The sequence below is a fragment of the Micromonospora craterilacus genome, from assembly GCF_003236315.1.
Lineage (GTDB): Bacteria > Actinomycetota > Actinomycetes > Mycobacteriales > Micromonosporaceae > Micromonospora > Micromonospora craterilacus.
In genome coordinates this window covers 1-459 of sequence record NZ_POTY01000557.1, presented here as the reverse complement: position 1 = coordinate 459, position 459 = coordinate 1, and the positions used below count along the sequence as shown (strand labels likewise).

1 protein-coding gene is annotated in these 459 nt (G+C 43.1%); it reads left to right on the top strand.

Annotated features, from left to right (window positions below):
• The coding region (locus tag C1I95_RS37460; protein ID WP_199524054.1) for a hypothetical protein at positions 1–388 on the top strand (388 nt) is incomplete at its 5' end.
• Between the last annotated feature and the right edge of the window lie 71 nt (positions 389–459).

Sequence of the window (459 nt, the reverse complement as noted above, 5' to 3'; positions counted from 1 at the left end):
AATGCGCCGGGTTGATGCGGTGAATGGGGATGTACCCCATGATGCTGTTGTGACGGGTGAAGCAACGATTGTTGATTTGTATGCCACGGCCTTGAGTCAATTTTTGTTGATCAGTTTAAAGCAACAGTGGACGCATTTGATGGTGTTGGAAGATGCTGATATTGAGAAGTTTGCCCGTTTTCCACAAATGCGGCTAGCTCATCAATTTATGGGCATTAAGACGATGCTGTTAAACAGTTATCATCAGAAGCGCCAAAGTGATTTCGCCCATGCTTGGCGGTCATTTATGAAATTGGGATTATTTGAATTGCATTTAACTGAGGAAGAGCTCGCAAAAGCAATTTCTCACGTTTTGGGTGCTTCTGACCTTGATTCACCAGCGTTTTAACCGTACAATAGATGAGGCGATAGTGAAATGTTGCCTCATCTATTTTATATGCAGCTGTAGCACAACTGGAT